Source organism: Kitasatospora sp. NPDC093102 (assembly GCF_040683915.1).
GTDB lineage: Bacteria > Actinomycetota > Actinomycetes > Streptomycetales > Streptomycetaceae > Kitasatospora.
On sequence record NZ_JBFBFA010000025.1, the window covers coordinates 60,211 to 78,224 of the forward strand.

Consider the following 18,014-nt stretch of genomic DNA (forward strand, 5'->3'; position numbering starts at 1 on the left):
CCTGCGGGTGGACCGTCCTGCGGGTGGACCGGAAGGGTGAACCGGCCTTCGGGCGGGCCGTTCGGCCGGCCGGACGACGCCGGTACGCCGCCGGTGCGCCGCCGGGCGGACCCACACCCCTCCCCGACGTGGCGGGCCCGCCGTCCGGCGCGAGGCGACCGGGCGCCGGGCTACAGGGCGTCCGGGCCGCGCTCGCCGGTACGGACCCGTACGGCGGTGTCGACCGGGATGCTCCAGACCTTGCCGTCGCCGATCTTCCCGGTCCGGGCGGCCTTCACCAGGACGTCGATCAGGTCCTCGGCGTCCTCGTCCTCGGCCAGGACCTCGATCCTGATCTTCGGCACCAGGTCCACGGTGTACTCGGCGCCCCGGTACACCTCGGTGTGGCCGCGCTGACGGCCGTAGCCGCTGGCCTCGGTGACGGTCAGGCCCTGCACCCCGAAGGCCTGCAGGGCGGCCTTCACCTCGTCCAGTCGGTAGGGCTTGATCACGGCGGTGATGAGCTTCATCGGGCGTCGACCTCGGTCTTCTTCTCGGTGGGCTTCACGGCAGGCTCCGCGGCGACGGACTCCGCAACAGCGGGCCGCTCGGCGACGGGCGTCGCGGCAGCGGCGGCCAGGCCCGGCAGGGCCCGGGCCAGGCCCGCCCCCACGGCGCTGAAATCGTAGGCGGACTCGGCGTGTTCGGCCTGGTCGATGCCGGCCACCTCGACCTCCCCGGCGACCCGGAAGCCGACCAGCCGGTCAACCGCCTTGGCCAGCAGCCAGGACAGCACGAAGGAGTACGCCGCGACCACCGCCACGCCCATCGTCTGCTTGCCCAGCTGCCCGATCCCGCCACCGTAGAACAGGCCCTTGACGCCCTGGCCGACCCCGCCGGTGGCGAACAGCCCGACCAGCAGCGAGCCGACCGCCCCGCCGACCGCGTGCACGCCCACCACGTCGAGCGAGTCGTCGAAGCCCCAGCGGTACTTGAGCGAGACGGCGGCGCAGCAGACCGCACCCGCGACCAGCCCGATCGCCACCGCGCCGAGTGGGCTGACCGAGCCGCAGGCCGGGGTGATCGCGACCAGTCCGGCCACCGCGCCGGAGGCGGCGCCCAGCGTGGTGAAGGCGCCGTGCTTGAACCTCTCGTAGACCAGCCAGCCGACCAGCGCCGCGCCGGTGGCGACCTGGGTGTTGACCATCGCCATCGCGGCGACGCCGTTGGCGGCCAGCGCCGAGCCCGCGTTGAAGCCGAACCAGCCGAACCAGAGCAGCCCGGAGCCAAGCATCACCAGCGGCAGGCTGTGCGGGCGCATCGGGTCCTTCTTGAAGCCGATCCGCTTGCCGAGCACCAGGCAGAGCGCGAGGCCGGCGACACCCGCGTTGATGTGCACGGCGGTCCCGCCGGCGAAGTCGATCACGCCGTTGCGGTCGCCCAGCCAGCCGCCGTGGCCGCCGTCGAAGAAGAACACCCAGTGCGCGACCGGGAAGTAGACGACCGTCACCCAGAGCGCGATGAACAGGCCCCAGGCGGCGAATCTGGCCCGGTCCGCGACGGCGCCGCTGATCAGTGCCGGGGTGATGACCGCGAACATCAGCTGGAAGAGCGCGAAGGCGGTGACCGGGATGGAGCCGGTCAGCTCGTCGAGGCCGAGGCCGCGCATCCCGAGGTGGTCCAGGTTGCCGATCAGACCGGCGAAGGAGTCGGACCCGAAGCTGAGCGAGTAGCCGTAGAGGACCCACAGCACGCTGACGATGCCGAGCGAGAGGAAGCTCATCGCCAGCATGTTCAGCGTGCTCTTGGCCCTGACCATGCCCCCGTAGAAGAAGGCCAGCCCTGGGGTCATCAGCATGACCAGGGCCGCACTGATGAGTACGAAGGCGGTGTCGCCCGCACTGAAGCCGTCCGGCATCGGCGTCTCCTCTGCGTCCAGGCCGATCCGCACCCGGGGACCCGTCCCGTGGTGCCACCCGGGGTGTCGGCGTTGGACAGGAGCGTGCCGAAGGCTGGTTTCGGCCGGTGCGGCCGGTTGTTTCACCGCCGTGACGCATGCGACGCGCGGGTTACGGCTGCGTGAACCGCGACTGTGTGAACCATGGCTGCGTGAACCACGGCCCCGCCACCCGGCGGGCCGCGCCGCCGGACGCCGGACACGCCACCGGCCGTGACGGCGGCGGCCGCCACGGTCGGTGGAGCTTTCCCCGGGGAGTCCTCGGCGGGACCGGTCAGACCACCGAGACGAACTCCGGGATGTCCTGGACCACCCGCTCCTTGAGCCGGCTCACCGCGTCCACGCCCTTGAACCGGGCCGCCGCGGCCTCCGTGGTCTTGCGCACCCGGGAGTTCAGCCGCTCCGAGCGCACCTTGGTGGCGATGTCCACCGCCTGCTCGGCCATCACCACCGCCTGCTCGGCCTCCTTCTGCAGCAGGTGGACGCTGGCCATGCCGATCAGGTTGAAGGCGTACGAGCGCACGTGGTCGGCGTCCTGGCGGAACAGGTCGACCGCGCGCTCCATCACCGGCGCGGACATCGAGGCGTAGAGCTCGGCGTTGTCCGAGTGGTACGCGAGGTCGCGGAAGGAGTGCGCGTTCTCGGCGTTCAGCTCGGCCGGTGAGAAGAACTTCAGCCAGTCCGGGTCCCCGTCCCCCTCCCGGATGTCGGTGAAGGTGTCCTCGGCCAGCCGGATCGCCCGGGCGCAGCGGTTGACCTCGCCGATGGTGGCGTAGGCGCGCGCCTCCATCGCGTACAGCAGGGACTGCTGGCGCGGGGTGGCGGTGTCGCGGCTGCCGTACTGGGCCAGGTGGATGAGCTCCAGGGCGTCCTCGCCCCGGTTGAGGTGGATCATCTGGCGGCTCATGTCGGTGAGGATCAGTGCGCCGAACGGGCGGTCGCCCGCCTCCTTGGCCGCGTGCAGGGCGAGCACGTAGTACTTCTGCGCGCTCGGGTGCATCCCGACGTCGTAGGACATCCACCCGGCCAGGTGGGCGAGTTCGGCGGTGAGCCGGAACAGCCGCTTGGTGGTGTCCTCGCTGTACGTCTCCTGGAGCAGGTCGGTGACCTCGTGCAGCTGGCCGACGACGGCCTTGCGGCGCAGACCGCCGCCGTTCTGCGCGTCCCACTGCCGGAACATGACCGTGGTCTGTTCGAGCAGTTCCAGCTCGGGTTCGGAGAGCCGGCCGGTGAACGCCTCGCCGCCGTTGGCCGCGGTGAGGATCGGGGTGGGGACGCCGGACGGGCCGGGGGCGAGCCAGCGCTGCATCGGCTCGATCAGCGCGGCACCCGCGGTCAGCGCCAGCGAGGTGCCGAGGAAGCCCCGGCGGTTGAGCATGAGGTCGCTGCGGGAGTAGTCGCTGATCAGCTGGACGGTCTGCGGACCGCTCCACGGCAGGTCGACGCCGCCGCCCACGGTCGAGACCGGGATGGCGGCGCGCAGGCCGAGGTCCTCGATCGAGACGACCGAGCCGAACCGCTCGGAGAAGAGTTCCGACATGATCTTGGGGATCGGCTCGCGGGGCTGCTCGCCGTCGAGCCAGCGGCGCACCCGCGAGGTGTCGGTGGACACGTGGTGGGCGCCGATCTGCCGGGCCCGGCGGTTGACCTGGCGGGCCAACTCGCCCTTGGACCAGCCGCTGCGGGCGAACCACGTGGTCAGCTTCTCATTCGGTTGCTTCTCTGCCATGGGTAACGTCCCCATCCCGCCCGGCCCCTAGCGGGGCCCCCGATCGTGACCGCCCGACGGTTGCGGGCTCTTGCCAGACGTGCCGTGCCTGAGGTGTCGCGGTGCCGCGGTGCCGCCGTACCGCAGCGCCCTCGCACTGGTGTGCCATCGTTGCGGACGATCCGTCAGATTCCCAACTCCCGCTCCTCGATGGCCCGGAACAGACTCCTCGACGACATCCGCGTGCTGAACGTAATGCCCCGCGAGGGGCCCACGGGAGCGGCCCTGGCGAAACGCCACCTTTCGCCACCCCCAGGAGTGAACCGAAGCCCGGGGGCACACGCTTCACTTAGGGAGTCCCAGCGGCCCGGCATATGCGGGCCGCCAAGTCCCCCGGCCCATCCCGGAGGACCCGGAAGACCCCGCAACCCACCGCAGCCACACGCGAGTTCACCGTCCACTCGGGACGGCGGCAGTCTCACGCACACGACGATCCGGCATCGGCGCCGCCCCCACAAGGCGGCGCCCGAGGCGTGTCGGCGGAACAGGCGCACACCATGCGCTGCGCGCCGCCACTGCACTACGCACCACACAGCTGACAATCGACACACAGTCACCGTCCCGTAACCATCGGCAACGAGATCCTGTTGGGGGAGGCATGGACAACCTGTTCGGCGAACTTCGACTGGGGCACCTGCGGCTGGTACCGCTGGGCGCGCGCCGCCGCACCAAGGTCACCGCGTCCCAGGCCGCCGCGGAGTACACCGGCCGCTGGGGCTGGGCGGTCGCCACCGGCGACCCGGCCACCAGCACCCCGGCCACCGGCGCCACCGCCCCGACCCGCTGTCCCTGCGGTTCCCCCTGCTGCGCCGCACCCGGCCTGCACCCCGTGCCGGGCGGCGGCCGCCGGGCCCGCGCCACCCGCGCCGAGGGCTCGGTGCTGTTCCCCACCGGCCGCGCCTTCGACGTCCTGGACGTCCCCGAGCAGGCCGGCCTCCAGGCACTGGTCCGGCTGGAGCGGATGGGCACCCAGGTGGGCCCGGTGCTCGCCTCCCCCACCGGCCGGCTCCAGTTCCTGGTCGCCGCCGGCACCGCCCGGCGCCTGCCGGACCTGCTGTACCGGATGGGCTGGGACGACGCCGCGCTCGACCTGACCTGCCACGGCGAGGGCAGCTACGTCGCCGCCCCGCCCACCGTCCTCGACGGCCTCGGCCCGGTCCGCTGGCTGCGCCGCCCCACCCGCGACAACGCGGGCTGCCCGCCCGAGGCCCGACTGCTGCTCGGCACCCTCGCCTACGCCTGCCACCGCAGCCGCGAGCGCACCGCCGAGCCGGCCTGGCTGGCGTCCTGACCCACCGGCCCGGCGGTGGTCCGGGCACGCGAGAGGGCCCGCCCCCAGGAGGGGGCGGGCCCTTCGCACGGCCTTCGTACGGCCTTCGTACGCTCGTCGTACGCGGGGTCCTCAGTCCCCGATCAGCGCGTCCACGAACGCCCCCGGCTCGAACGGAGCCAGGTCGTCCGCGCCCTCGCCCAGGCCGATCAGCTTGACCGGCACGCCCAGGTCGCGCTGGACCGCGACCACGATGCCGCCCTTGGCGGTGCCGTCCAGCTTGGTCAGCACGATGCCGGTGATGTCGACCACCTCGGCGAACACCCGGGCCTGGATCAGGCCGTTCTGGCCGGTGGTGGCGTCCAGCACCAGCAGCACCTCGTCCACCGGGCCGTGCTTCTCGACGACCCGCTTGACCTTGCCCAGCTCGTCCATCAGGCCGGTCTTGGTGTGCAGGCGGCCGGCGGTGTCGATCAGCACGGTGTCCGCGCCCTCGGCGATGCCCTCCTTGACCGCGTCGAAGGCGATCGAGGCCGGGTCCCCGCCCTCCGGGCCGCGCACGGTGCGCGCCCCCACCCGCTCGCCCCAGGTCTGGAGCTGGTCGGCGGCGGCGGCGCGGAAGGTGTCGGCGGCGCCGAGCACCACCGTGCGGCCGTCGGCGACCAGGACGCGGGCCAGCTTGCCGGTGGTGGTGGTCTTGCCGACGCCGTTGACGCCGACCACCAGGACCACCGCCGGGCCCTCCTCGTGCCGGGTGGAGCGGACGGCGCGGTCGGCGTCCTTGCCGACCAGTTCCACCAGCTCCTCGCGCAGCAGCGCGCGCAGCTCCTCGGGCGTACGGGTGCCGAGCACCTTCACCCGGGTGCGCAGCCGCTCGACCAGCTCCTGGGTCGGGGCGACGCCGACGTCGGCGGTGAGCAGCGTCTCCTCGATCTCCTCCCAGGTGTCCTCGTCCAGGTGCTCCCGGGAGAGCAGCGAGAGCAGGCCCTTGCCGAGCGAGTTCTGCGAGCGGGAGAGCCGCGAGCGCAGCCGGACCAGCCGGCCCGCCGTGGGCTCGGGGACCTCGACGGCGGGCGCCGCCTCGGCCTCGGCGGGCTCGACCTCGACGGCCTCGGGGGCCTCGGCCTCCGCCGGGAGTTCCACCTCCTCGACGGTGCGGCGGGGTGCCTCGGTCGGCGGCGCGGCCTCCTCGCCGACCTGGGGCTCCTGCGGGGTGGGCTTCGGCGCCGTGATGACCGGCGCCTGCGACTTCGGGGGCAGCTGCCGGCGTCGTCTGCCGGAAACCACGAGGCCCGCGATCGCGCCGATGGCGATCACGGCGATGACTACGGCGAGGATCACGTATTCCACATAAATCTCCTTCGTTGGGTCCCTCGATCAGAGTGATCCTTCGGTCACCGACGCACGAGCGTCCCCGCCTCCCCTACGCTGGCCGCTGTGCCGTCCGGCACCGGTCAGGGCTTGGCCGTCACGAGGTCGTCCGACGGCTGAGTGAGAAGCCCCCTCACACGAGGGGGAGGAGTCACAACCGCTCCAGTATCCGGGATCGCTCCCGCCGAGGGCAGCTGCCCCGGCTCAGGCCGTCGGGTCAGTGCCCCGTCGGCCCGGAGGTACTCGCCTCCTCTCGCTGCCGAAGTGGCACGGCACGCGATCTGCGTCCCCGGTGCTCTCCCCCGGCCTGGCGGCCGGGAGGTGCCCCCACGCGCAGCCGCTGGCTGATCACCTGCGAAATGCCGTCCCCCTTCATGGTCACCCCGTACAGCGCGTCGGCCGACTCCATGGTGAGCTTCTGGTGGGTGATGACGATCAGCTGGGAGCTCTCCCGCAGCTCCTCCATGATCCCGATCAGCCGCCGCAGGTTGGTCTCGTCCAGCGCCGCCTCCACCTCGTCCATCACGTAGAACGGACTGGGCCGGGCCTTGAAGATCGCCACCAGCAGCGCCACCGCGGTCAGCGAGCGCTCGCCGCCGGACAGCAGCGACAGCCGCTTGACCTTCTTGCCCGGCGGGCGGGCCTCCACCTCGACCCCGGTGGTCAGCATGTTGTCCGGGTCGGTCAGCACCAGCCGGCCCTCCCCGCCCGGGAAGAGCCGGGCGAAGACGCCCTCGAACTGGGCGGCGGTGTCGTGGTAGGCCGAGGTGAACAGCTGCTCGACCCGCTGGTCCACGTCCCGGACGATGTCCAGCAGGTCGCGCCGGCTGCGCTTGAGGTCGTCCAGCTGCTCGCCGAGGAACCGGTGGCGCTCCTCCAGCGCGGCGAACTCCTCCAGCGCCAGCGGGTTGACCTTGCCGAGCTGCTGGTACGCCTTCTCGGCCGCCCGCAGCCGCTTCTCCTGCTCCTCCCGGACGTACGGATGCGGCTCCCCCGGCTCCGTCCCGTCCTCGGGCGTCGTGGGCGGGACGGGCTGGTCCGGTCCGTACGAGGCGAGCAGCTCGCCGCCGTCGATGCCGAACTCCTCCAGCGCCCGGGCCTCCAGCTGCTCGATCCGCAGCCGCTTCTCGGCCCGCAGCACCTCGTCCCGGTGCCCGGCGTCGACCAGCTTGTCCAGCTCCTCCTTGAGGCCGCGGCCGTGCTCGCGGTGCTCGCGCAGCTCGTGCTCGCGCTCGGCGCGCGCCTGCTCGACCGCCGCCCGCCCGGCGTCCGCGCGGGCCAGCGACACCTCCAGGCAGGCCAGCAGCTGCCGGGCGCCCGCCGCGACGGCGTTCGCCACCGAGGCGTCGTGCTCGGCGCGCCGGCGGCGCTCGGCGGCCCGGGCGCGCGCCTCGCGCTCGGCGCGGGCGGCCCGGTCCAGCTGGTCGGCCCGGCCGGCCAGGGCGCGGACCCGCTCCTCGTGGGTGCGCACCGCGAGCCGGGCCTCCAGTTCGGCCTGCCGGGCGGCGCTCGCGGCCTCGGCCAGTCGCTGCTGCTCGGCGGCGTCCGGCTCGTCCTCCCCCGCCTCGGCCGACTCCTCGGCGGCGGCCAGGCGACCCGCCAACTCCTCTGCACCGTCGAGTAGTTCGGTCAGCCCCTGCTCGGCCCGCGCGGCGGCGGCCGACAGCCGCTCGGCCTCCCCGGCGGCGGCACGGGCCTGCCCGCCGAGTCGGCCGAGCGCCCCGGCGACCTGGGCGCGCTCCTTCTCCGCCTGCCGCCGCCGCTCGGCCAGTTGCTCCACCTCGGCGGCCGACTCCCGCTGCCGCCCGGTGAGTTCCGCCAGCCGCTCGGCCGACTCGGCGCAGCGCGCGGTGAGTTCTCGGATCGCCCGGGCCGCCTCGTCCACCGCCGCCTGGGTCTCCAGCAGGCTCGGCGCACCGCCGGACCCGCCCTGGGCGAAGCCGGCGCCGAGCCGGTCCCCGCCGGCGGTGACGGCGCAGAGTCCGGGGTGCTCGTCGACCAGCCGCAGCGCCTGGTCGAGGTCCGCGACCACCGCCACCCCGGCCAGCAGCCGCCGGACCGCGCCGAGCAACTCGGCCGGGCCGTCCACCAGTTCCGCCGCCCAGCGGGCCCCGCCCGGCAACTCCCCAGCCGCATCCGCCACTTCGGTGACACCGGCGATCAGCAGCGCGGCCCGGCCGGCGTCCTCGGCCCGCAGCAGCCGCAGCGCCCCGGCAGCGGCGGACGTCGAGTCGACGGCCACCGCGTCGGCCGCCGCACCGAGCGCCGCGGCGAGCGGCACCTCGTACCCCGCCTCGATCCGCAGCAGCGCGGCCGCCGGGCCGAGCAGCCCGCCCAGCCGCTCCCCCGCGTCCAGCAGCGCGCCGGTGCCGTCCTTGCGGCGCAGCCCGAGGGAGAGCGCCTCGTGCCGCGCGGTCAGCCCGGCCCGCTCGCGCTCGGCGGCGCCGGCCACCTCCCGCGCCGCGGCCAGTTCCCCTTCGACGGCGGCCAGCTCCTCGCGCGCCCGCCGGTACCCGGCCTCGGCCTGCGCGTCGTCCCCGGCCGGGCCGTCCACCTGCTGCTGGAGTTCGTCCAGCTCGCCCTGCGCGGCCTCGGCGCGCAGCAGCGCCTCGTCCCTGGCCTCGGCGAGCCGGCCGATCTCGGCCTGCGCCGCGGCGGCCCTGGACCGGGCGGCGGCAGCCTGCCCCTGCAGCCGGGCCAGGCCCTCCCGACGGTCGGCGATGGCCCGGGCGGCGTCCCGCAGCCGGCGCTCCTCCGCGGCCAGCTCCCGCTCCAGTCCGTCCTTGCGCTCGACCGCCTCGGCCAGCGCGTACCGGGCCTCCTCCAGTGCCTCGGTCAGCGCGGCCTCCTCCTCCCGGACCCGCCCGGCCTCCTGTTCCAGCTCCTCCGGATCGCGCCCGCGCCGTTCCTCGCCCCGGCCCCCGGCGACGGCGTGCCGGGCCCGGGCCTCGGCCAGCCCGATGGTGCCGCGGGTGCGCTCGGCGAGCGCGGAGAGCCGGTACCAGGTCTGCCGGGCGGTCTCCAGACCGGGACCGAGCTGCTGGACCTGCGCCTCCAGGACACGCTCGCGCTGGACCGCGGCGGCCAGCTCCTGCTCGACGGTGGTGCGGCGCAGCCGCAGCGCCAGCTCGTCCGCGATCTCGGCCTCGACGGCCCGGCGGAGCGTGCACAGGTCGTCGGCGAGCAGCCGCAGCCGGGCGTCGCGCAGGTCCGCCTGGATGCCGGCGGCCCGGCGGGCGATCCGGGCCTGCCGGCCGAGCGGTCCGAGCTGGCGGCGCAGTTCGGCCACCAGGTCCTGGACCCGGTTGAGGTTGGCCTGCATCGCGTCCAGCTTGCGCAGCGCCTTCTCCTTGCGCTTGCGGTGCTTGAGGACGCCGGCCGCCTCCTCGATGAAGGCGCGACGGCCCATCGGGTCGGCGTGCAGCACGGAGTCCAGCTGGCCCTGCCCGACGATGACGTGCATCTCACGGCCGATGCCGGAGTCGGAGAGCAGCTCCTGGATGTCCAGCAGGCGGCAGGTCTCGCCGTTGAGCGCGTACTCGCTGCCGCCGTTGCGGAACATGGTCCGGGTGATGGTCACCTCGGAGTAGTCGATCGGCAGGGCGCCGTCGCTGTTGTCGATGGTGAGGCTGACCTCGGCACGGCCGAGCGGGGCGCGCCCGCTGGTCCCGGCGAAGATGACGTCCTCCATCTTGCCGCCGCGCAGCGACTTGGCCCCCTGTTCGCCCATCACCCAGGACAGCGCGTCGACCACGTTCGACTTGCCGGAGCCGTTCGGGCCGACGACGCAGGTGATGCCGGGCTCGAAGCGCAGGGTGGTGCTGGAGGCGAAGGACTTGAACCCGCGCAGCGTCAGACTCTTCAGGTGCACGCGGCCGGTCTCCTCGTCGCTCGCCAGGGGCCCCAGCGTGCGACTGTATCCGGAGTCGGACACGACGAAGGGACGCCACATCCGGGCGTCCCTTGCAAGCTGCGTCCCTTTCGGGGCGGCTCAGTGCACAGCGGCGTCGATCTGCGAGGACCGGGCGGGACTCAGGTGAGAGCCGGCTCCCGCTGATCCAGATCGATGCTGTTGAGCAGCGAGTGCTCGCCGGTGACAGCGGTCAGAGCGTCGTTCTCAGCCTGCATCCGCAGGAGCTCTGCTTCAAGCTCCTGGACGCGCTGCTGAAGCCGCCGCATCTCGGAGAGCATTCGCGGGTCGGGGCCGCCGACGTACCCGAGAAGCGCCTTTGCCATGATGAATGGTCCTCCACGCTGAGTGACCGAACCGGAACGGTACAGGTCTAGGGGGAAGGGGGACGCACGCGCGGCGCGCCACCGGAAGTGCTGGCTGGGCACTACGGCGCAACCACCGTGAGCTGGGCCCACGACGGCATGCGCCTGCCGGGAAAACGCGATCGTGTGCGCGGGCTTCCAGCGTCTCACCAAAGACGGTACGGGTCAACACGATCACCGCACGCTACCGCCCCCCTGTCACCTGCCCGGCGGTGTCGTCACGCCTGGGGGCCTCGGGACGGATCCACCACGTGCTCGTGGATCATCGTTCGATGCGGAGTCAACCACGAGTCTGCCCGGATGGCAACCTCGTGACACCGACTGTTCCGGATCTTTTCCCGGAACCCCGCGCTGCGGGCCTCCGGCAGACCTCCGACGGGCCGCCGAAGGGCCGGGCCGGGACGGGCTCAGCGGATCTCGAAACCGTCGTAGCCAGGGCCGACGGCCGTCCAGATCTCGGTGACCCCGCTGACGTTCCCCGGGGTCCCCGGGCCGCGCAGCCGGGCCAGCAACTGCTCGCAGTCGGCCGCGAGCCCCTCGGCCACCACCTGCACCCGGCCGTCGCCGAGGTTGCTCGCGTAGCCGGTCAGGCCGATCTCCAACGCCCGCGCCCTGGTCCACCAGCGGAACCCGACCTGCTGGACCTTCCCCCGGACCCAGGCGGTCACCCGGACCGGTTCCTCACTGTGGGCGTCGCGACCGTGCATGCCCCGACCCTAGCCGCCCGCGCGCCCCGTCACAGCTCGGCCCGGCCCGCCCCGCGGACGCCGGCCGTGCACCCGGACGGGAGCGGCCCCGCCGGAGGACCGGCGGGGCCGCTGACGTGGACGTCGGCTCGGGCGGGTTACCAGTCCCCGCCGCCGAAGTCCCCGCCGCCGAAGTCGCCGCCACCACCGAAGTCGCCGCCGCTGAAGTCGGCGGCATTGAAGTCGGCGCCGGTGAAGTCGCCGCCCTCGTACTGGTCCTGGTAGCCCCCGCCCATCATCGGCGCCGCCGCGTAGGCCGGGGAGCTCATCATCGAGCCGAGCATGGTGCCGACCAGCAGGCCGGGCAGCAGACCGCCGCCGAAGCTGCTGTAGTAGCCGCCCGCGTACGGGGCGTACGCCGGGCCGGCGTTCCAGTACGGCTGCGGGCCCTGGTCGGTGTCCACGGTGCGGACGGCCGGGTCGAGGCCGGCCGCCACCCGGTCCGCGTCGGCCTGGCAGACCGGCACGGAACGGGCGGAGCCGCCGGCCGGGGCCCAGTCCACGTCCTTGACGGACGGGCCGTGGCGCGGGTCCATGAAGCACGGGGGACGGCGCTCGGGCAGCGGGCGCTTGTCCCGCCGGGCGCTCAGGGTGGCCAGCGCGAACCGGCCGTCCTCGATCGCCTCGGTGACCTGCTTGACGTCCTCGGGCCGCTTGGCCTCGTCCATCAGTCGCTTGGACTTCTCGTACGAGTCCAGGGCGTGGGTGTAGTCGGTGCGCTGGGCCTCGTCGGCGTCCGCCGCGCCCGGGTTGAAGTCGAGCCGGTCCAGTTCCTCACCGAAGGCGGTGATGTCCTCGTCCACCACCCGGCGCAGCTGCTCCAGCTCGGCCCGGGCCTGCTCCTCCTTGCGCTTCTTGGCGCGGCGGAACAGGAGGAAGACCCCGGCGCCGGCCAGCACCAGCAGCAGCACCGGGATGACCACCCAGGCGATCGAGGTGCTGTGGTTGACCCCGGTGCCCTTGGTCTGCGGGGCGGCCTGGTCGACGAAGGAGTTCAGGGTGGCGTCGATGTCACCGCCGTTCGAGCGGGAGGCCGCGCCGGCGATGCGCTGCGGCTGACCGGCGCCCATCGCGCCGCGGTCGCCGCCGGCGTCGAGCGTGCCGTCGTGCCAGACCGCGTAGACGCCGTCGATGCCCACCAGGGTGCGGAGGTCCTGGAGGGTGGACTTCGCGTACGCGGAGTCGGGGATGACCGCGATGAAGATCGGCTTGTCGGCCTTGTCGATCTTCTTCGTCAGAGCGTCCGCCTGGGACTGGCTGAAGCGGCTGGTCATGGCCGGGGCGACGTAGACCTGGCCCTTCTTCAGGGTGGCGGCGGCATCGCTCAGCCCGCCCGCGGCCGAGGCCGCCGGCGCCAGCAGGAGCAGCAGCCCGAGCAGCGCCGCCACCAGGGCAAGCGGCCCGGCGCCCCGGGAACGTCGTGCAAGGGTTCTCATGCCCCCGACGCTACCGTGACCGGCCCGCAAGCACGCCATACCCTTCGCATACTGGTATTGACGAGGCTCCCCGCCGACCGCCGGGGCCGCTCCCCTCCTCGGGGATGATGTTTCCCCCGGCCACCCCTGAAACGGGGCCCGCGCGGGAACCGCGGGAGGTTCCCGGACGTACGTTCCGGCGGGCCCGGCCCGGGTTCGGGGCACTGCGGGGGCGTGCCGACCGTACCGTGCGAACGGGCATAGTGGTCCCGGACCACCGGTCCCATTGCCTTTTCTTTACTCAGCATGTTCTTGACCCAACTCCCGATCGGAGCGCTCGGTGATCATCGGCCTCGTCACTGCCGTGGCGGCATCCGCCTGCTACGGCACCGGCTCGGTCCTCCAGGCCGTCGGATCCCGCCGCTCCGCCCGGGAGGAGGCGGCCAAGGGCGCCACCACCTCGACCACCGAGCACGGCGGCCCGAGCCTGTCCTCGACCGCGAAGGCCGCCGTCACCTGGGAGTTCATCCTCGGCACGGTGCTCGACCTGATCGGTTTCGGGCTCGGCGCGCTGGCCGCCCGGCTGCTGCCGCTGTTCCTCTCCCAGACCATCATCAGCGCCAACCTGGTGATCACCGCGGTGCTCAGCATCAAGCTGCTGGGCATCCGGCTCAAGCAGCTGGAGTGGGCCTCGATCGCCGTGCTCTGCTCGGCGCTGGTGCTGCTGGCCGTCTCGGCCGGACCGGAGGGCGGCCACCACGCGGCGATGTCCTTCCACTGGTGGCTGCTGATCATCACCACCGTGCTGCTGGTCGGCGGCAGCCTGCTGGTGCGGTGGATGGGCTCCAACGGCGCGATCGTCGCCGGTCTGCTCTCCGGCCTCGGCTTCGGCGCCCTGGGCGTCGGGGTGCGCATCCTCAACGGCATCGAGCCGTTCGACCTCGGCTCGCTGCTCTCCGACCCGGCGCTGTACGCGGTGCTGGTCGGCGGCATCGGCGGGATGTACATCCACACCGTGGCGCTCCAGATCGGCTCGGTGAACGGCGCGACCGCCGCACTGGTGGTCGGCGAGACGGTGCTGCCCGGCGCGGTCGGCGTGCTCTGGCTCGGCGACTCCTCCAAGGCCGGCCTGGGCTGGCTCGGCGTGATCGGCTTCCTGCTCGCGGTGGTCGCCGCGGTCGGGGTCGCCTACTTCGGCCAGGACACCCACGGCGCGGCCGGGGAGGCGGCCTCGGAGGAGTCCGAACTCGCCCGGAGGTAGCACGGGCTCAGCCCCCGCTGCGGGTGCGCGGCACGCGCTGGCAGCGGGGGCAGAAGTAGCTGGAGCGGTTCATCCAGGCCGCCCGCCGGATCGGGGTGCCGCAGCGGCGGCAGGGCTCCTGCTCGCGGCCGTAGGCGTCGAGGTCCCGGGAGAAGTAGCCGCTCTCGCCGTTCACGTTGACGTAGAGGCTGTCGAAGCTGGTGCCGCCGACGGCGAGCGCCGAGGTCATCACGTCCCGGGCGTTGGCCAGCAGGAGCAGGGCCTTCGGGCGGGTGAGCGTCGCGGTCGGGCGCTCGTAGTGCAGTCCGGAGCGCCACAGCGCCTCGTCGGCGTAGATGTTGCCGACGCCGCTGATCAGGGTCTGGTCGAGCAGGGCGCGCTTGACCGTGGTCCGCTTGGCGCGCAGCGCGGCCACGAAGGCGGCGTCGTCGAAGCGCGGGTCGAGCGGGTCGCGGGCGATGTGCGCGATGGAGACCGGGGTGCCCTCCGGGTCGCCGTCCTCGGCCTCCTCGACCGCCAGGCCGCCGAAGGTCCGCTGATCGACGAAGCGCAGTTCGCGCCCGCCGTCGGCGAAGCGCAGCCGCACCCGCAGGTGCGTCTCGTCGGGTACGGACGGGTCCTGGACGAGGAGTTGGCCGCTCATCCCGAGGTGGCCGATCAGCGAGAATCCTGCCCCGGTACCGGCCAGCGGCACCCACAGGTACTTGCCGCGCCGCTGCGCGGTGCCGAGGGTGGTGCCGGTCAGCCGGGCCGCGAAGTCGGCCGCGCCGGCCGGCTGGCGGCGCACCGCGCGCGGGTGCAGCACCTGGACGTCGGCGACGGTCCGCCCGGCCACCCAGTTGGCCAGACCACGGCGGACGACCTCGACCTCGGGAAGTTCGGGCACGGGAACACGCCTCCTGCTCGGTACGGATCAGCAGGAGTGAAGGCTACTTCGATGTCACGCCCCGGCGGGCAGCCGGTCGGCGTACTTCTCCTTGATCGCGCGCCAGGCGCTCTCTGCGGCCTTCTGCTCGGCTTCCTTCTTCGAGCGGCCGACGCCGCTGCCGAAGTCCTCGCCGGCCACCCGGGCCGCCGCGGTGAAGGTCTTCTCGTGGTCCGGACCGGACTCCATGACCACGTACTCCGGCACTCCGATGCCCACCGAGGCGGTGAGCTCCTGGAGGCTGGTCTTCCAGTCCAGGCCGGCGCCCAGCTGAGAGGACTCCTCGATCAGCGGGTCGAACAGCCGGTGGACGAACTCGGTGGCCGCGTCCAGTCCCTGGTCCAGGTAGATGGCGCCGATCACGGCCTCGACGGTGTCGGCGAGGATCGACGACTTGTCGCGGCCGCCGGTGCCCTCCTCGCCCTTGCCGAGCCGGATGAACGCGCCGAGCTCCAGGCCACGGCCGACGTCCGCGAGCGCGCGGGAGTTGACCACCGCGGCGCGCAGCTTGGCGAGCGTTCCCTCCGGGACGTCCGGGTGGACGCGGTAGAGGGTGTCGGTCACCACCAGGCCCAGCACCGAGTCGCCGAGGAATTCCAGGCGTTCGTTGGTGGGCAGCCCACCGTTCTCGTACGCGTACGAGCGGTGGGTCAGGGCACGTACCAGAAGGGCGCGCTCAAGCGTGTACCCGAGGCGCCCTTCCAGGACGTCGTATTCGGTCGAAGCCGGCCCGCCGGCCTTGCCGCCGCCCGAAGAACCCTTCGGGGCGGTGGACGCCTTGCGGGTGGAGTTACCGTCCGACATCGATCCGTACACCCCGCCGATCAGACCGAGAGGACCTGGCGACGGTTGTACGTGCCGCAGCTCGGGCACGCGATGTGCGCCAGCTTCGGCTCGTGGCAGCGGTCGCACGCCACGAGGGCCGGGGCAACGGCCTTCCAGTTGGAACGGCGGTGGCGCGTGTTGCTGCGCGACATCTTCCGCTTCGGAACAGCCACGGCTACTTCTCCTGGTTCTCGGCGAGACCCTCACGGGTGTCGCTGTTCTTAGATCCGTCACCCTCGTCGCCGGGGGCGGCGGAGAGTCCCTGCAGAGCCGCCCACCGGGGGTCGACGGCATCGTGGTGGTGCGCCGGGTCGTCACTCAGGCGCGCTCCGCACTCGGAGCACAGGCCCAGGCAGTCTTCCTGGCACACCGGCTGCAGCGGCAGTGCGAGCACCACCGCGTCACGCAGCACCGGCTGGAGGTCGAAGAAGTCGCCCTCCAGCCGGTAAGTCTCTTCTTCCGAGTCCTCGTCGAGGTCCTCGGCCCCGGCGGTCCGGGCGCGATGGCGCTCGTCGGACTCCGGGTAGTAGTACAGCTCCTGGAAGTCCACGTCGACGTCGAACTCGACGGGCTCCAGGCACCGGACGCACTCGCCCTCGACGTGGGTCTCGGCGGTGCCGGTGACCAGCACGCCCTCGACCACGGACTCCAGGCGGAGCTCCAGCTCGATCGGGCTCTTCTCCGGCACACCGATCACGTCGATGATCCCGAAGCCCTCGGGGGCCTCCACGGTCCGGCTCACCTTGCGCATCGAGCCCGGGCGACGACCGAGCTCGTGCGTGTCGAACACGAGGGGGTCGCGGTGGTCGAGGCGGTTCACGGTGTCCTGACTTCCATGGGGAATCTTCGATTGCGTCTCCGTCCGGTCGGCGTTGCGCGGGCAAGCCGACAGCCGGACATGGAGAGGCCGGAGTGGTCAGACTACCGGAGTCTCCCGCCAGGCCCAACTTCGGTCCCGTCAGGAGACTCCCGCACCGCCCGCTCAGCGGCCGCCGAGCTCCCGCAGCCTGGTCATGTCGATCATGCTGGTGTCGAAGAAGCTGGTCTCGTCCAGACCCTGTCCCTGGCCCTGCCCCTGGCCCTGCTGCGGGTGCGGCACGGCCGGCGGGGCGGCGGGCGCCTGGGGGTAGGTGTAGCCGTCGTACGACTGCGCGGCGTAGCCCGGCTGCTGCGGGGAATAGCCGTAGCCACCCTGCTGCTGCTCCGGGTAGCCCTGCTGCCCGTAGCCGCCCTGGCCCCACTGGGTGTTGTACGGGTCACCCTGGCCGGCCGGGTCGTAGCCGCCGCCGTACACCTCGGCGTACTGCCCGCCCGGCTGCTGGGCGGCCGCGTACTGGTCGGTGCCGGGGGCCTGCCAGCCGGCCGCGGCCGGGGTCTGCTCCGGCCAGGTCTGCTGCTGCGGGACGTCCTCGCGGTACCAGGCGATGTCCTCGCCATCGGCGTCCTGGGCGAAGCCCGCCGCCACCGCCTCGGCCCGCTCCTTGGCCTGCTGGGCCTGGTCGGCCGCGGCCAGGTAGGCGCCCAACTCGTCGATGGGCCGCTTGCCGAGCAGCTTGTCCCGGCCCTTGCCGACCGCCTCCAGGGTGGCGCCGAGCACGTTCTCCAGGGTGGCGAGCTTCACATCGACGTACTCGTCCACCTCGGGGCTCGGGCTGAGCCGCTGCGGGCGGAACTCCTCGCCGTCGCCCTCGCCCTCGGGCTCGGTCTCGAAGACGCTGGAGTCGCCGCGCAGCTTGGTGCGGCCGCGGCCGACCGCACCGAGCGTCTTGGTGAGCACGACCTCGAAGTTGGCGAGCTTGCTGTCCACGTAGTCGTCGGCCTCGGCCCGCTTGGCGTCGACCTCGGCGCGCGCCTCGGCGAGGATCCGGTCGGCCTGGGCCTGGGCCTGGCGGACCACTTCGGTGTCCGAGATCAGCGAGCCGCGCTCGGCGTGCGCGCCCTGGATGATCCGCTCGGCCTCGGCCTGGGCGCCCGCCACCACCTGCTCGTGGTCGGCCATCACCGACTGGGCCTGGGCGAGTTCGGCGGGCAGGGCCGACTTGAGGTCGTTGAGCAGGCCGATCAGCTCGGCCCGGTTCACCACGCAGGAGGCCGACATCGGCATCGAGCGGGCGTTCTCGACCGCCGCCACGATCTCGTCGACCTTGTTCTGCACGTCCACGGGGCTTCGTCTTTCCGTGTGCCGCCGACGGTCCGGCGGAGGCAGGCCCGACGCGGTGGAC

15 protein-coding genes are annotated in these 18,014 nt (G+C 73.1%); 2 read left to right on the plus strand and 13 right to left on the minus strand.

The features are described 5' to 3' along the window. Window positions 1–170 precede the first annotated feature (170 nt). The 3 genes from AB0O11_RS26375 to AB0O11_RS26385 all read right to left on the minus strand — a co-directional run bounded on the left by AB0O11_RS26375 (window position 171) and on the right by AB0O11_RS26385 (window position 3,665). Window positions 171–509: a P-II family nitrogen regulator gene (locus AB0O11_RS26375; protein WP_224284419.1), complete on the minus strand. Its 339-nt coding sequence runs from the start codon at window positions 507–509 to the stop codon at window positions 171–173. Beyond that, window positions 506–1,897 carry an ammonium transporter gene (locus AB0O11_RS26380; RefSeq protein ID WP_363391758.1) on the minus strand — a complete coding sequence of 464 codons (1,392 nt, stop codon included), beginning with the start codon at window positions 1,895–1,897 and terminating at the stop codon, window positions 506–508. Before AB0O11_RS26380 ends, AB0O11_RS26375 begins: the two co-directional genes overlap by 4 nt. Window positions 1,898–2,210: 313 nt before the next feature. Continuing rightward, window positions 2,211–3,665, minus strand: a complete 1,455-nt coding sequence (locus AB0O11_RS26385; protein ID WP_363391760.1) for a hypothetical protein — start codon at window positions 3,663–3,665, stop codon at window positions 2,211–2,213. A 637-nt stretch (window positions 3,666–4,302) separates the two neighbouring features. Between AB0O11_RS26385 and AB0O11_RS26390 the strand changes: the two genes are divergently transcribed. Continuing rightward, a complete protein-coding gene (locus AB0O11_RS26390) occupies window positions 4,303–4,995 on the plus strand; it encodes a bifunctional DNA primase/polymerase (RefSeq protein WP_363391762.1) in 693 nt (230 codons plus the stop codon). Between the two features lie 111 nt (window positions 4,996–5,106). Here AB0O11_RS26390 and ftsY read toward each other — a convergent pair whose 3' ends face one another. From ftsY to AB0O11_RS26415, 5 genes are all read right to left on the minus strand, one after another. Continuing rightward, a complete protein-coding gene (gene ftsY / locus AB0O11_RS26395) occupies window positions 5,107–6,324 on the minus strand; it encodes a signal recognition particle-docking protein FtsY (protein WP_363391764.1) in 1,218 nt (405 codons plus the stop codon). A gap of 238 nt (window positions 6,325–6,562) precedes the next feature. After that, a complete protein-coding gene (smc, locus tag AB0O11_RS26400) occupies window positions 6,563–10,216 on the minus strand; it encodes a chromosome segregation protein SMC (RefSeq protein WP_363391766.1) in 3,654 nt (1,217 codons plus the stop codon). 161 nt (window positions 10,217–10,377) lie between these two features. Continuing rightward, window positions 10,378–10,581: a hypothetical protein gene (locus AB0O11_RS26405; RefSeq protein WP_224278577.1), complete on the minus strand. Its 204-nt coding sequence runs from the start codon at window positions 10,579–10,581 to the stop codon at window positions 10,378–10,380. A 446-nt stretch (window positions 10,582–11,027) separates the two neighbouring features. Continuing rightward, entirely contained in the window at window positions 11,028–11,327 is a 300-nt protein-coding gene (locus AB0O11_RS26410; RefSeq protein WP_363391768.1) for an acylphosphatase, read from the minus strand. 137 nt (window positions 11,328–11,464) lie between these two features. After that, window positions 11,465–12,802 carry a hypothetical protein gene (locus tag AB0O11_RS26415; protein WP_363391770.1) on the minus strand — a complete coding sequence of 446 codons (1,338 nt, stop codon included), beginning with the start codon at window positions 12,800–12,802 and terminating at the stop codon, window positions 11,465–11,467. 319 nt (window positions 12,803–13,121) lie between these two features. Between AB0O11_RS26415 and AB0O11_RS26420 the strand changes: the two genes are divergently transcribed. Next, complete coding sequence (locus AB0O11_RS26420; RefSeq protein WP_363391771.1) at window positions 13,122–14,042, plus strand: hypothetical protein; 921 nt, start codon at window positions 13,122–13,124, stop codon at window positions 14,040–14,042. Between the two features lie 7 nt (window positions 14,043–14,049). Here AB0O11_RS26420 and mutM read toward each other — a convergent pair whose 3' ends face one another. The 5 genes from mutM to AB0O11_RS26445 all read right to left on the minus strand — a co-directional run bounded on the left by mutM (window position 14,050) and on the right by AB0O11_RS26445 (window position 17,953). Then, on the minus strand, window positions 14,050–14,928 hold the full coding sequence (gene mutM / locus AB0O11_RS26425) for a bifunctional DNA-formamidopyrimidine glycosylase/DNA-(apurinic or apyrimidinic site) lyase (protein WP_363391773.1): 879 nt from the start codon (window positions 14,926–14,928) through the stop codon (window positions 14,050–14,052). Window positions 14,929–14,982: 54 nt separating this feature from the next. Next, on the minus strand, window positions 14,983–15,771 hold the full coding sequence (rnc, locus tag AB0O11_RS26430) for a ribonuclease III (protein ID WP_224278587.1): 789 nt from the start codon (window positions 15,769–15,771) through the stop codon (window positions 14,983–14,985). Between the two features lie 20 nt (window positions 15,772–15,791). Then, window positions 15,792–15,965, minus strand: coding sequence for a 50S ribosomal protein L32 (rpmF, locus tag AB0O11_RS26435; RefSeq protein WP_030275709.1), 174 nt, complete (start codon window positions 15,963–15,965; stop codon window positions 15,792–15,794). A 2-nt stretch (window positions 15,966–15,967) separates the two neighbouring features. After that, a complete protein-coding gene (locus AB0O11_RS26440) occupies window positions 15,968–16,612 on the minus strand; it encodes a DUF177 domain-containing protein (RefSeq protein WP_363391775.1) in 645 nt (214 codons plus the stop codon). A gap of 162 nt (window positions 16,613–16,774) precedes the next feature. Further along, window positions 16,775–17,953: an ATP synthase F0 subunit B gene (locus AB0O11_RS26445; protein ID WP_363391777.1), complete on the minus strand. Its 1,179-nt coding sequence runs from the start codon at window positions 17,951–17,953 to the stop codon at window positions 16,775–16,777. Between the last annotated feature and the right edge of the window lie 61 nt (window positions 17,954–18,014).